This window comes from Blastomonas sp., assembly GCF_030373265.1.
GTDB lineage: Bacteria > Pseudomonadota > Alphaproteobacteria > Sphingomonadales > Sphingomonadaceae > Blastomonas.
In genome coordinates this window covers 18595-32046 of record NZ_JAUCZC010000002.1, presented here as the reverse complement: position 1 = coordinate 32046, position 13452 = coordinate 18595, and the positions used below count along the sequence as shown (strand labels likewise).

The following is a 13452-nucleotide window of genomic DNA, read 5'->3' as shown; positions in this document are numbered from 1 at the left end:
ACAGGTGGCTACGGCCACCGAGCTTGGCAAGCGAATTGATCAGGCCTGCGCAAGAATCGCGCTTGGCATCGCCGCTGCAAATTGCTTTAGCCTCGCGCCAACTTAATGTTGTGCCGCCGCCGGACCCGCGCCCCTTGCAGCAGGTGCGCCAGCAGGCCACATCCCCAGTTCGCATTTCATTGGAAAGCTATCGCCATGACCAACACCGTCCAGACCCGCATGCTGATCCTGGGCTCCGGCCCCGCCGGCCTCTCTGCCGCGATCTATGGCGCGCGCGCTGGCCTCAAGCCCATCGTGGTGCAGGGGCTGCAGCCCGGCGGCCAGCTGACCATCACCACCGATGTCGAGAACTATCCCGGCTTCCGCGATGTCGTGCAGGGCCCATGGCTGATGCAGGAAATGCAGGCGCAGGCCGAGCATGTCGGCACCACGATGCTTTACGACACCGTGCTCTCGGTCGACCTGTCGCGCCGCCCGTTCCGGCTGATCGGCGATGGCGGCACTGTGTACGAGGCGGAGACCCTGGTGATCGCCACCGGCGCGCAGGCCAAGTGGCTGGGCGTTCCGGGCGAGCAGGAACTGGGCGGCAAGGGCGTCTCGGCGTGCGCGACCTGTGATGGCTTCTTCTATCGCGGCAAGACCGTCGCGGTGATCGGCGGCGGCAACACCGCGGTCGAAGAAGCGCTCTATCTCACCAACCATTCGGACAACGTGACGCTGATCCACCGCCGCGATTCGCTGCGCGCCGAAAAGATCCTGCAGGAACGCCTGTTCGCCAATCCCAAGATCAGCGTGCTGTGGAACAAGGGGGTGGAGCGCTTCGTCGGCGGTGGCGAGCCGCACGGGCTGGTCGGCATCGATCTGAAGGACACCGTGACCGGCGAAACCTCGCACCTCGCGGTCGACGGCGGCTTCGTCGCGATCGGCCACGCGCCTGCGACCGAACTGTTCAAGGGCCATCTTCCGCTCGACCGCGACGGCTATATCGAAGTGACCCCGGGCACGCCGTTCACCAGCGTCGCGGGCGTGTTCGCGTGCGGCGACGTGATGGACAAGGTCTACCGCCAGGCGGTGACCGCGGCGGGCACCGGCTGCATGGCCGCGCTGGATGTCGAGCGGTTCCTGGCCGAAGCGGACTTCGAGGCGATCGCGGCGGAGTAACCCGCAGCGCACACCCCGTCATTCCCGCGAACGCGGGAATCCCGCTTGTGTGCGAGCGATGAGAAGAAGCGGGACCCCCGCTTTCGCGGGGGTGACGGAGTTGGTTGGATGGCAGTCAATAGGGTGGAAATTTTCCGCGCGGACTGATAATCTTTGCGAATGGATTTATCGAGCGTCCTTATTTTGCCGCTCGGTGCGATGGTGGCATTTATTGCTGTTGTCGGAGCGGCATCATTTGCGCAACCAAGACCACGACTGATTTGGCCTTTCGGAATTTCGACCTTAGCAGCGATACCTTTGGTCTTAAGATTGCCTTCTGCGGTAGAAATTGAGTTCTGGGCATTTGTGCTACTTGGCCTTGCGCCGTTGTCGGCAGTCGGAACTGTGATTGGAGCGCAGGTCGCGAAAATCGGTATCAAACTTGTTGGCTTAATGTCGTCTCGCTGACGGCCCCGCATGGACGCCAGCGGGCTCTTGTATCCGTCATGCTGAACTCGTTTCAGGACCTATCATCCCCCGACAGCCGAAGCCGCGTTGGGAAAAATGGGCCCTGAAACGAGTTCAGGGTGACGGGTTGGTATCACGTTCGGTTGGCGCGGGGCCTTCGACAGGCTCAGGCAGAGCGGGGGTGGGTTGGCGTAGTTTTGGTTCGTCGGGAGCGTGTGCGCTTCAGAAAGCCCCTCTCCTTCAGGGGAGGGGTTGGGGTGGGGAGCAACGGTCGCGCCGAATGGCTGCGCCAGCGATTGCGTGCCGCAATCGGCCCCACCCCTAACCCCTCCCCTGAAGGGGAGGGGCTTTAGGAGGTTAGCGCCTCCAGTATCCGATCCCGCAACCACGCCTTGTCGTCCGCGCTCGCGAAGCTGTGCGAGCCGCTGTCGAGGCGGGCCGTGGTGATGTTGGGGTTGGTGCGGGCGGGGGTGAAGGGTTCGCTGTCCCAGTGTTCGAGGAACCACAAAGCGGTGCGGTCGTGTTCGGCGACGAGCAGCTTCGTCGGCAGCGGCATATCGGCCAGCGCCTGGCCCAGCTTTGCCGCCAGCCCGGTGACCTCGGTCTTCGCGGTCGCCTGTTTGAGCCCGCGCACGACTTTGCCGAGGTTCACCCCGCCGCTCGCCAGCCGCCACAGTTCGCGCGGGTCCTTGAGCTTGGCGAGATAGCGGCTGCGGATCGCGCCTGCGGTCATCGTGGCGGCGGCTTCGGTCTCGTCGCCCTCGTCGCTCTCGATCTCCAGCGTCCACATATTGGCGAGCACCAGCGCGTCGATCCCCGCCGCCGGGCCATAAAGCGCCAGCGCGCTCGCCGCATCGCAATTGCCGAACGCCACCAGCCGGGTAAGCGTCGGCACCTCCGCGCGCATGGCCTGCACCGCGGCGGTGATATCATCGGCGCTGGCGTCAAAACCGGCGTTTGCGCCGGTGCTGTCGCCGATGCCGCGCCGGTCATAGCGCATCACCGGATGGCCTGCTGCCGCGACCGCTGCCGCCAGTGCGGCCATCCCGGCATGCGCGCCCGAGCGGATTTCGTTGCCGCCGCTGACGATCAGCAGGCCGGTGGTGCCATCAGCGCCGTCCAGCGTTGCGGCAAGCGTTTCGCCTGCGCAATCGAATGGGAAGTGCCGCCTCATCCGCGCATCCAAGCCGCGATGTCCGCCGCCATCGCCTGCGCCATCGCGGGATCATGCGCAGGCTCGGCGCGAAGCCACAAAGGCGCGCCTGCGATGCGGCCATCGGCGTCGAGCGGATCGTCGGCAAAGCGCACCAGCCGGATCGCGCTGCCGTCCGAGGGCGCAGCGCTGTCGAGTTCGCGGATCATGCACGGCGACAGGCTGTTGCCCGCCAGTTCGATCCCCGATGTGCGCGCCCGCTCCATCAGAGCTTCGCTGGTGCTGATGATCCCCGACTCTCGGTCGCTGGCGATGCGGGTGCGCAGCATCGTTCGCAGCAGCTGCCCGCCCTTGGCCGGCGCCAGCCGCCAGCGGGGCATATCGCCCAGAGCATCGTCGATCAACGCGCCACCGCGCAGCGAGGCGATATGGGTAACCGGCCCCAACTGTTCGCAGCACGCGATCAATGCGGCCTGCCATAGACTGATGCTGGCATGCTCCAGCGGCACAACGCTCTCGTTGCAGCCGGGAAGGTCCGGCAACAGGCTGGCGATGCCAAGCTCGGCGAGCGCCCGCCCGGTCTCCACCATCAGGTGGCGCACGCGGTTGGCCTCGTCGAACAGCGGCGGCAGGATCAGCAGCTTTGGCGCGTCATCGGCCCCGAAGCGCAGGCACAGTTCGTCGTTGCCGTCGAACCGATAGCGCGCAATCACGCGGCCAACTTCGCCCGCGCGAAATCGACGAGGTTGCCAAAATTCTCGAACAGCTCGCCGTCGACCTCGTCATCCTCGATCAGGATATCGAGCCGGTCTTCCATTTCGGTGAGCAGGCCGGCGACCGCCATCGAATCGAGCTCGGGAAGCGCGCCGAACAGCTCAGTATCGCGGTCGAACCCCGCGACCTGATCTTCCGACAGGCCCAATATGTCGCGCAACACATTGCGGACCACGCGCTCGACGGTGTCGTTTTGACCGTTGGTCTGGCCGTTGGTCTGGATGTCGCTCACATGTCCCTCGCTCGCCGTGCAACCCACGGCTCCCCCGGCCGCTGGCTTGCGGCCTTAGTCTTTCGCCATTCGTGCGGCAAGTCCTGCCATGCGACGGCGTGCCATATAGGGCCAGGCGAGCGGCGCGCGCGGCCACAGCATTTCAAGGCGATAGCGCGGGCGGACGTCTTCCATCCAGTCGCGCTTGTAAGCGTCGCTGCCGGTGCCGAAATCGACAAGGTCGACATGGTCGGTATCGATGACATGGGCAAACAGCGCATGCGTCAGCAGCGTGCCCGGCGAGGCGTGCAGGTGTCGCTCGTCGTGCGCGAGCTTGTGGATATAGGCGGTGCCGTTCTCGACGGTCCAGAACTGCGCCGCGACCGCGACACCGTCGATGCTGGCGATCCCCATCCGCAGCCGCCCGGCCTCTGCCTCGCGCGCCGCCAGCCAGCGCAGGAAATCGGGGTTGCCCTCCTCGGGCTTCCAGCTGCGCGCATAGATCGTTTCGTAATCGAGCCAGCTGGCGGCATTGAAATTCGTCTCGATGCGCAGATCGACCACGCCCTTGGCACCTTTGCGCTTCACGGTGGAGCGCAACTGGCCGGGGCGGGTGGCCCAATAGGCGTCGAAGCTGCGCCCGCCGACATGCAGCACATGGTTTTCGTCGCTCTGTTCGCGGCTCACCAGCCATCCGGCGGCGGAGAATGTGTCCGCGATCAGGCTGGCAGAGCCGTCCTCGTCTGGCACCGGCGCCAGCACCAACCGGTGCGTCCTGCGCGGCAACTCGCGCGCAATGCGGTCAAGCAGCATCCGACGGCGCGCGCTATCGGGGTTGCCGCCGAACACCGGGCGCCAGATGAAGCTGTACCAGTTGGCCATCGCGAGCATTCCTGCGCGACCGGCGTCGATCAGATACAGCTTGGCCGCATCGCCATCTTCGGCGGAATAGGCGATGTGCGGAGCCTGTTTGGCGAGACAGTGGCGGTGCAGGCCGTCGAACCACAAGGCGCGATCGAAAAGCCCGATGCGATTGCCGGTGCGATCTGGGTCACAGCCGCCGGAATCCCAGTGCGCTATGCCCGGGGCCAGGTTATCATGATATTCATCATTCAAAGTCATGAACCCCATGATACAGCATAATCCTTTACAGCCAGGCCGTTCGTGATTTCGCTCGATCCAACCCCGTTACCGCTCGATCACCTCGTCCTGCGCGGCGTCGGCCGAGCCGATGCGCTGATCCTGCGCGAAGAAACCCTTAGCTACGACATCCTAAATTTGCGTATCGGTTTGCTTGCGCATTGGTTAACCGCGTTTCGGCTGGCGCATGGCGACCGGATCGCCACCTGGCTGCCCAAGAACGAGACCACCTGCCTGATGCCGCTGGCGGCGGCAAGAGCCGGCGTGGTGCACGTGCCGATCAACCCGGTGCTCAAGCGCGCGCAGGTCGCCCATATCCTGGGCGACAGCGGCGCGCGGATGCTGATCACCAACCGCACGCGGATGAACTCGCTGCTGCCCGGCGACGTCCCCGAGGACTGTCTGGTGATCGAGGATGAAGAGGCGATGGAAAAGTGGAAGGGGGGGGAGATGAGCGCGCACCCCTCGCACCGCGATCCATCCGACCTTGCAGCGATCCTCTATACCTCCGGCTCCACCGGCAAACCCAAGGGGGTGATGCTGACCCACGCCAATATGTGGCTGGGGGCGCTGAGCGTCGCGCATTACCTCAACCTCAAATTCTCCGACCGCACCTTGTGCGTGCTGCCGTTGAGCTTCGATTACGGCCAGAACCAGCTGCTCTCGACCTGGGCGGCGGGCGGCGCTGCGGTGCCGCTGGATTATCTGATGGCGCGCGATGTGATCAAATCCTGCGCGCGGCACAATATCACCACGCTGGCGGCGGTGCCGCCGTTGTGGACTCAGCTCATCGAACAGAGCTGGCCCGAAGAGGCGGTGGCGAGCATGCGTCGCCTGACCAACAGCGGCGGCGCGCTTAGCCCTGCCTTGGTCCAGCGGCTGCGCGGCATCTTCCCGTCGACCGATATTGTCGCGATGTATGGCCTCACCGAGGCCTTCCGCTCGACCTATCTCGACCCCGACCGGATCGACGACAACCCGACCTCGATCGGCAAGGCAATTCCGTTTGCCGAGATTTTGGTGGTCAACGATGCAGGCCAGGACGCGGCCGAGGGCGAGGAGGGCGAGCTGGTGCACGCAGGACCGCTGGTCGCGCAAGGATACTGGCAGGACGAGACCCGCACCCGCGAGCGTTTCAAGCGCGCGCCGTCTTTCTCGCATTATGGCGGCATGGCGGTGTGGTCGGGCGACCGGGTCCGGCGCGATGCGGAAGGGCTGCTCTATTTCGTCGGACGGCGCGATGCGATGATCAAATCGTCGGGCAACCGCATCAGCCCCGCCGAGATCGAGGATGCCGCGACATCGAGCGGTCTGGTGGCAGAGGCGGTGGCTCTGGGGATTCCCGATGCGCAGCTTGGCCAGGCGATCCTGCTGCTGGCGCGGCCCGCTGTGGTGCCCCGGCCCGATGCGCTCATCGACGATCTGATGATCGCCTTGAAGCGCGAGCTGCCTGCCTTCATGCTCCCCAAGACGGTGGAATTGCGCAAGACGTTCCCCAAGAACCCCAACGGCAAGATCGACCGCGCATTGCTGGTCGCGGAAATCGAGGAGCGGTTTGCATGAAGCCTTTGGGACCGATCCCTCCCGGATTTTCTGCCGTGAACGGTGAACTCGCGGTGCAGGGCATCGCGGCGAGCGAGCTGGTGACACGCGCAGGCGATACCCCGTGCTTCGTCTATTCGTCTGAGATGCTGGAGGCGCGGGTGGCTTCGTTGCGCGCAGCGATGCCCGCGCGGCTTTCTATCCATTACGCGATGAAGGCCAACCCGTTCGCGCCGGTGCTGGGGCTCATGGCCTCGCTGGTCGATGGCATCGACATCGCGTCGGCCGGTGAGCTGACGCTGGCTGTGGCAGCGGGCATGGACCCACGCAAGATCAGCTTTGCCGGCCCGGGCAAGCGCGACCGTGATCTGGAAGCGGCGATTGTGGCAGGCGTCACGCTCAACCTCGAATCCGAAGGCGAGGCGGATCGCGCCTTGGCGATCGGCGAACGGCTGGGCGTGCAGCCGCGGCTTGCGGTGCGGGTGAACCCCGATTTCGATCTGCGCGGATCGGGGATGCGGATGGGCGGCGGCGCCAAGCCGTTCGGCATCGATGCAGAGCGGGTGCCCGATCTGGTGCGGCATATCCTCAGCGCCGGGGCGCACTGGCGCGGTTTCCACATTTTCGCCGGATCGCAGGCGCTCGGCGCCGATGCGATCATCGAAACGCAGGGCAAGACACTCGATCTGGCAGCCCAGCTCGCCGACGCGGTGGGGCAGGCGCCCGAGCATCTGAACCTCGGCGGCGGCATGGGCATTCCGTATTTCCCGGGCGATGTTCCGGTCGATATCGCGCAGGTTGGAGCAGCGCTGGGCGAGCGCTTCGCCGATCTGCCGCCGGTGCTCGCGGGCACGCATTTCGCGATGGAGCTGGGTCGCTGGCTGGTGGGCGAGGCGGGGGTCTACCTCACCCGCATCGTCGACAAGAAGACCAGCCATGGCGAGCTCTATCTGATCACCGATGGCGGGCTGCATCATCAGCTCGCAGCCAGTGGCAATTTCGGCACCGTCGTCCGGCGCAATTATCCGGTGGCGATCGCCAACCATTTCGACGCGGAGGCTACGGAAGAGGCCAATGTTGTTGGCTGCCTGTGCACCCCGCTCGACCGGTTGGCGGACAAGGCGATGTTGCCTGCCGCCGAGGTCGGGGATCTGGTCGCGGTGTTCTGCGCCGGAGCCTATGGCGCGACCGCGAGCCCTGCGGATTTCCTGGGCCATGGCAAGGCCCCGGAAATCCTCGTCTAGATCAGCCGAGCGACTTGGCCGCAGACGCGTTGCGCTGGATCGCGGCGGTATCGAGCGGCCCGGCCGGGATCATCCAGCTTCCGCCGACGCACAGCACCGGATCGATCGCCAGCCAGTTGCCCGCGGTTTCCAGCGTGACGCCGCCAGTGGGGCAGAACTTGCACTGACCGAACGGTGCGCTGAGCGCCTTGAGCGCCGGGATGCCGCCCGCCGCCATCGCCGGGAAGAACTTGAAGTGGCTGAGCCCCAGATCGAGCCCGCGCATGATGTCGCCGGCATTGGCAATACCGGGGAGGAAGGGCACGCGGCTGGCGATCGCTGCCTTGCCCAGGCTCTTGGTGAGCCCGGGCGAAACGATGAATTCGGACCCGGCTTTCAGCGCGGCATCGAGCGTCTTGGGATCGATCACCGTCCCTGCGCCGACGATCGCGCCCTCGACCTGCTTCATCAGCGCGATCGCTTCCAGCGCCGCAGGGGTCCGCAGCGTGACTTCGAGCACCCTGAGCCCGCCCGCGACCAGAGCCTGCGCCATCGGCACCGCATCGGCGACATCGTTGATCACGATCACCGGAATGACCGGCGCAGTCCGCATGATGGTCTCGATAGTGCGGTCTGCGGTCATGCGGGGTTCTCCTGGGCAAAGGCAGCGGCGGCGCCGAACAGGCCGGGCTGGGGGTGGTCGATCAGCTTGACCGGGATCGTCTCCATCAGCCGCTGGAAACGGCCTTTGGCGAGAAAACGCTCCTCGAAGCCCGATTGCGGCAGGCGGTCGGCGATCCGTTGACCAAGCCCGCCGGCGATTACCACCGCGCCTGCGCCCTGCGCCAGCGCAAAATCGCCGGCCGCAGCACCCAGGCTGAGACAGAAGCGGTCGAACGCGGCCGCCGCCAGGCTGTCCTCGCCCGACAGCGCCAGCTGCCACAATGTCTTGTCGTCCATGCTGACCACGGCGCGGCCCTCGATGCTCGCCAGCGTTTCGTAGATCGCGGCAAGGCCGGGCCCGGAGCACACCCGCTCCACCGACACCCGGCGGTGCTGGCGGCGCAGGCGGGTGAGGATGGCATCTTCGGTGGTATCGAGCGGCGAATAATCGATATGCCCGCCCTCGGTCTCGACCGCACGATAGCCGTCAGGACCGCGAAGGACATAGGCGACGCCGAGGCCGGTGCCGGGGCCGATGACGGTGATCACGCCGGTGTCCGGAAGGTCGCCTTGCGGACCGCACAGATGCGAGAAGCTGGTCGCACCGCAATGCTGCACAGCATGCGCCACCGCGCCGAAATCATTGACCAAAGTGTAGCGGTCGACGTGCAGTTTCTCGCAGATCAGCGCCGGGCGGATGACCCACGGGTTGTTGGTCATCTTGAGCACTTCGCCGCGGATCGGGGTGGCGAGCGCGATGGCTGCGGCGCGCGGCAGCGGCTGCCCGATCTGCGCGCCGAACGCCTCCCAGGCGGTCTGCAGGCTGGCATATTCGGCGCATTTGAGCGTGACTGGCTCGCCCAGATCGGTGACGCGACCGCCTTCGATGGTGGCGAGCGCAAACCGCGCATGGGTTCCGCCGATATCTGCGGTGACGATCTGCATGGGTTAGCTGTCCGACCCTAGATTGCTCGTCATCCCCGCGCAGGCGGGGATCCCGCTTTTCTGCGCGATCGTTGCGCCAAAGCGGGATTCCCGCGTTCGCGGGAATGACGGGGAGAGTGCTTGAACCCGACCGATCATCACAACCCCGCCATCGCCAGCATCGCAGACGCACCTGCCTCTGCGTTATCGCTCGACGCCCGCATCAGCGCAAACAGTTCGCGGCCCGTGCCCATGGGCTGAGCGGGCTGGCTCGCAGTGGGACGCGCTTCCCAATCGGTGGAATCGGTTTCGACGCTGATCGTGCCCGCGACCGCATCGAGCCGCACGATATCGCCGTCCCGAATCCGCGCGAGCGGGCCGCCGTCGCACGCTTCGGGCCACAGATGGATCGCCGCAGGCACCTTGCCCGATGCGCCCGACATGCGGCCATCGGTAACGAGCGCGACCTTGTAGCCACGGTCCTGCAGCACCCCCAACGACGGCGTGAGCTTATGCAGTTCGGGCATGCCGTTGGCGCGCGGCCCCTGGAAGCGGACCACGACGATCACATCATGGTCGAGCTCGCCTGCCTTGAACGCCGCGATCACCGCATCCTGATCGTCGAACACGCGCGCAGGCGCCTCGATCACCCAACGCGCCGGATCGACCGCGCTGGTCTTGACGATGCCGCGCCCCAGATTGCCCTCGACCAGCCGCATCCCGCCATCGGCCTGAAAGGCCGTCGCGACCGGGCGCAGCATATCGTCGTCGCGCGAAACCTCGGGCGCAGGCGCGAAGGCCAGCGCGCCATCGCCATCGAGCACGGGCTCGACCGCGTAATCGAGCAGCGACTGGCCCGACACGGTCATGATGTCGGTGTGCAGCAGGCCGTGGCTTGCCAGTTCGCGGATGATGAAGCCGATGCCGCCCGCTGCGTGGAAGTGGTTCACATCGCCCGACCCGTTGGGATAGACTCGCGATAGCAAGGGGATGATCGCCGAAAGTTCGCTGAGGTCGTGCCAGTCGATATGGATTCCCGCCGCGCGCGCCATCGCGGGCAGGTGGATCGCGTGGTTGGTCGATCCACCGGTGGCCAGCAGCCCGATGCACGCGTTGACGATCGCCTTTTCATCGACGCAGTGGCCGAACGGGCGGTAATCGTCGCCGTTCCAGCCGATCTGCGTCACCCGGTGGGTGGCGGCGCGGGTGAGCTCCTGGCGCAATTTGGTGCCGGGGTTGACGAACGCCGACGACGGAATGTGCAGTCCCATCATCTCCATCATCATCTGGTTGGAGTTGGCGGTGCCGTAAAAGGTGCAGGTCCCCGCGCCATGGTAGCTCGCGGCCTCGGCCTCGAGCAGCTCCTCGCGCCCGACCTTGCCCTCGGCATAGAGCTGGCGGACGCGCTGCTTTTCCTTGTTGGCGAGGCCCGACGGCATCGGCCCGGCGGGCACCAGGATCGTCGGGATATGGCCGAACCGCGCTGCGCCGATGAACAGACCGGGGACGATCTTGTCGCAGATCCCCAGCAGCAGTGCGCCCTCGAACATCCCGTGGCTCATCGCGATGGCGCTGCCCATGGCGATGTTGTCGCGGCTGAACAGCGACAGTTCCATGCCGAGCTGGCCCTGGGTCACGCCGTCGCACATCGCAGGCACCCCGCCTGCCACCTGTGCGGTCGCGCCGACTTCGCGTGCGAAAATCTTGATCTGCTCAGGGTAGCGGCCATAGGGCTGGTGCGCCGAGAGCATGTCGTTGTACGCGGTGACGATGCCGATGTTCATCGTGCTGCCTGAGCGGATCACGGGCTTGTCCTCGCCTGAAGCGGCAAAGCCGTGTGCCAGGTTGCCGCACGACAAGGTCGGCCGATGGACGCCCTTGTCGCGTTCGCGGGCAATGAAATCGAGATAAGCCTGACGCTTCGGCCGCGAGCGTTCGATGATCCGCTGGGTGATCCGTTCGAGTTCGGGGTTGAGGTTCGTCATGGCATTCGCTTCCAGTTGTTTCGAGCCGGAGCTCAGGCAGCCCAGTGAATGTCGACGGGCAGTTCGACGGCGCTCAGCACCCTGCCGATCGGATAGGCCGATGCGTCCGCCTGGCTGATCGCCGTTTCGAGCACCTTCTTCTTGTCCTTGCCGGTGATGGCGATGATCAACGCACGGGCAGAGGCAATCGCGGGCAGCGACAGGGTGACCCGTGCCACCGGTGCGTCCTTCGGCATGGGATCGGGCATGACCCCCACCGCACGGCGGTCGGCGGGCGCGGTCAGCGCCTCTTCCAGATCGGGCCCGGGGAAGATCGACGCGGTGTGGCCATCGGCGCCCATGCCCAGCAGGCACAGGTCGAGCGGCCAGTGGAAGTCTTCCAGACGGGCATTGGCAGCATTGCCGCACGCCTTGTAGTCGCTCGCCGCCTCGCTGATGATCGGGATGACACGGGCACCCTTGGGCAGGAAGGTCTTGGCGAGCATCGTCACGTTCGACAAAGCATCGCCCATCGGCACGATGCGGTCGTCGGTGGGGATGATCGTGACCTTCTTCCAGTTGATCTTCGCTTCGGCGAGCTTGGCATAGGCCGCCAGCGGCGTGCTGCCCCCGGCCAGGGCGATCACCGCGCTGCCGCGCGCATCGATTGCGCTCTCGATGATGAAGCCGATGTCGCCCGCGAGCGCGCCTGCCATCTCGGCGGCATCGTCATAGTCCCACCATTCAATCTCAGTCATTCCAGCTTACTCCGTCGCGTTCGGTCAGCGCGATGGCCGCACTCGGCCCCCAGCTTCCCGAACCATATGATTTGGGTTCGATCGCGTTTTCAGCCCAGGTCTTGCGGATGGCATCGACCCAGCGCCACTGCGCTTCCACCTCGTCGCGGCGGACGAACAGGGTCGGCTCGCCATCGATCAGGTCGAGCAACAAACGCTCATAGGCGATGCGGCGTTGCGCCTTGGAAAACGCCATGGTCAGCGACAGGTCGAGCGGGACCTCGCGCAGGGTGAGGCCGCCGCGATCGAGCCCGGGCTCCTTGGCCATCACCAGCAGCCGGACATATTCCTCGGGCTGCAGGCGGATCACCAGACGGTTGGCCGACAATTTTCCGCCGCGCTGGGCGAAGATGTTGTGCGGCACCGGCTTGAACTGGATGACGATCTCGCTGCGCCGTTCGGCCAGCCGCTTGCCGGTGCGCAGGTAGAAGGGCACGCCCTGCCAGCGCCAGTTGTCGACATGCGCCTTGATCGCGACGAAGGTTTCGGTGTCCGATGCCTCGCCCAGATCGTCGGCATAGGAATGCACAGCCTTGCCGCCGACCGCGCCTGCGCCATATTGCCCGCGCACGGTTTCGGCCGGCGCGACCGGACGCAGCGAGCGCAGCACCTTGACCTTTTCGTCGCGGATCGAGGTCGCGTCGAACTCGGCCGGCGGTTCCATCGCGATCAGCGCCAGCAGTTGCAGCATATGGTTCTGCACCATGTCGCGCAGCGCGCCGGTGTCGTTGTAGAATCCGTGGCGCCCCTCGAGCCCCACGGTCTCCGAAACGGTGATCTGGATATGCTCGATGCCGTTGGCGTTCCACAACGGTTCGAACATCATGTTGGCAAAGCGCAGCGCCATCAGGTTCTGCACGGTTTCCTTGCCCAGATAATGGTCGATCCGGAACGTGCGGCTTTCGGGGAAGGCTTCGGCAACCGCATCGTTGATCGCCTTCGACGAGGCCAGATCGTTGCCCAAGGGCTTTTCGAGGCCGATGCGCACCATCTCGCCCGCCAGACCTGCGGATTTCAGGCCCTGGATGGTTGGTTTGAACAGAAACGGCGCGGTCGACAGGAAGATCGACATGCCGCCCGAGATATCGCCCAGCCGGTCGGCAAGGTCACTGAACCCCTCGATGGTCGAGGCATCGAGCGGCTGGTAGCTGATCCGCTCGAGGAAGCTGGCGATCAGCGCGTCGTCCTTGCGCGGTTCGGGGAGGAATTGCGCCAGCGCCTCGCCCGCCATCGCGCGAAAGGCGGCATCGTCGAGATCGCTGCGGGCGGTTCCCATGATCTTGAGATCGGGCGCGATCAGGCCGTCAGCGTGAAGCACGAACAGCGACGGCAGCAGCATCCGCTTGGACAGGTCGCCGGTCGCCCCGAAAAGCAGCAACGTCCGCGATTGCGCATTGGCCATCAGTTTTCCCTATCCCTCAAGTGTCTGCGTGTATCGGCGGCTGGCCGGTGC

At 65.6% G+C, this 13452-nt stretch carries 13 protein-coding genes; 4 read left to right on the top strand and 9 right to left on the bottom strand.

The annotated features are described in order from the left end of the window. Positions 1-195 precede the first annotated feature (195 nt). Entirely contained in the window at positions 196-1161 is a 966-nt protein-coding gene (trxB, locus tag QUV11_RS01275) for a thioredoxin-disulfide reductase (RefSeq protein WP_300880086.1), read from the top strand. Positions 1162-1320: 159 nt separating this feature from the next. Continuing rightward, positions 1321-1608, top strand: coding sequence for a hypothetical protein (locus QUV11_RS01270; RefSeq protein ID WP_300880085.1), 288 nt, complete (start codon positions 1321-1323; stop codon positions 1606-1608). A gap of 349 nt (positions 1609-1957) precedes the next feature. On the opposite strand, the gene QUV11_RS01265 is transcribed toward QUV11_RS01270, so the two are convergent. The 4 genes from QUV11_RS01265 to QUV11_RS01250 all read right to left on the bottom strand — a co-directional run bounded on the left by QUV11_RS01265 (position 1958) and on the right by QUV11_RS01250 (position 4868). Continuing rightward, on the bottom strand, positions 1958-2782 hold the full coding sequence (locus QUV11_RS01265) for a hydrolase 1, exosortase A system-associated (protein WP_300880084.1): 825 nt from the start codon (positions 2780-2782) through the stop codon (positions 1958-1960). Further along, entirely contained in the window at positions 2779-3474 is a 696-nt protein-coding gene (locus QUV11_RS01260; protein ID WP_300880083.1) for a hypothetical protein, read from the bottom strand. The genes QUV11_RS01265 and QUV11_RS01260 overlap by 4 nt, the downstream gene beginning before the upstream one ends. Continuing rightward, positions 3471-3758, bottom strand: a complete 288-nt coding sequence (locus QUV11_RS01255; protein WP_300880311.1) for an acyl carrier protein — start codon at positions 3756-3758, stop codon at positions 3471-3473. Before QUV11_RS01255 ends, QUV11_RS01260 begins: the two co-directional genes overlap by 4 nt. Before the next feature lie 63 nt (positions 3759-3821). Then, positions 3822-4868, bottom strand: a complete 1047-nt coding sequence (locus QUV11_RS01250; RefSeq protein WP_300880082.1) for a GNAT family N-acetyltransferase — start codon at positions 4866-4868, stop codon at positions 3822-3824. A 42-nt stretch (positions 4869-4910) separates the two neighbouring features. On the opposite strand from QUV11_RS01250, the gene QUV11_RS01245 reads away from it, so the two are divergent. Together QUV11_RS01245 and QUV11_RS01240 are read left to right on the top strand one after the other, a co-directional pair. Next, on the top strand, positions 4911-6449 hold the full coding sequence (locus QUV11_RS01245; RefSeq protein ID WP_300880081.1) for an acyl-CoA ligase (AMP-forming), exosortase A system-associated: 1539 nt from the start codon (positions 4911-4913) through the stop codon (positions 6447-6449). After that, positions 6446-7672 (top strand): pyridoxal-dependent decarboxylase, exosortase A system-associated, encoded by a 1227-nt coding sequence (locus QUV11_RS01240; RefSeq protein WP_300880079.1) that lies wholly within the window; start codon positions 6446-6448, stop codon positions 7670-7672. Before QUV11_RS01245 ends, QUV11_RS01240 begins: the two co-directional genes overlap by 4 nt. 1 nt (position 7673) lies before the next feature. Here QUV11_RS01240 and eda read toward each other — a convergent pair whose 3' ends face one another. The 5 genes from eda to zwf form a co-directional block, all read right to left on the bottom strand. Next, positions 7674-8294: a bifunctional 4-hydroxy-2-oxoglutarate aldolase/2-dehydro-3-deoxy-phosphogluconate aldolase gene (eda, locus tag QUV11_RS01235; RefSeq protein WP_300880078.1), complete on the bottom strand. Its 621-nt coding sequence runs from the start codon at positions 8292-8294 to the stop codon at positions 7674-7676. After that, the gene (locus QUV11_RS01230; RefSeq protein WP_300880077.1) at positions 8291-9259 is read right to left on the bottom strand and encodes an ROK family protein; all 969 of its coding nucleotides are present in this window, start codon (positions 9257-9259) and stop codon (positions 8291-8293) included. The genes eda and QUV11_RS01230 overlap by 4 nt, the downstream gene beginning before the upstream one ends. Before the next feature lie 137 nt (positions 9260-9396). After that, complete coding sequence (gene edd, locus QUV11_RS01225) at positions 9397-11223, bottom strand: phosphogluconate dehydratase (protein ID WP_300880076.1); 1827 nt, start codon at positions 11221-11223, stop codon at positions 9397-9399. Positions 11224-11255: 32 nt separating this feature from the next. Further along, the gene (pgl, locus tag QUV11_RS01220) at positions 11256-11960 is read right to left on the bottom strand and encodes a 6-phosphogluconolactonase (RefSeq protein ID WP_289618284.1); all 705 of its coding nucleotides are present in this window, start codon (positions 11958-11960) and stop codon (positions 11256-11258) included. Then, complete coding sequence (zwf, locus tag QUV11_RS01215) at positions 11953-13401, bottom strand: glucose-6-phosphate dehydrogenase (RefSeq protein WP_300880075.1); 1449 nt, start codon at positions 13399-13401, stop codon at positions 11953-11955. The genes pgl and zwf overlap by 8 nt, the downstream gene beginning before the upstream one ends. Between the last annotated feature and the right edge of the window lie 51 nt (positions 13402-13452).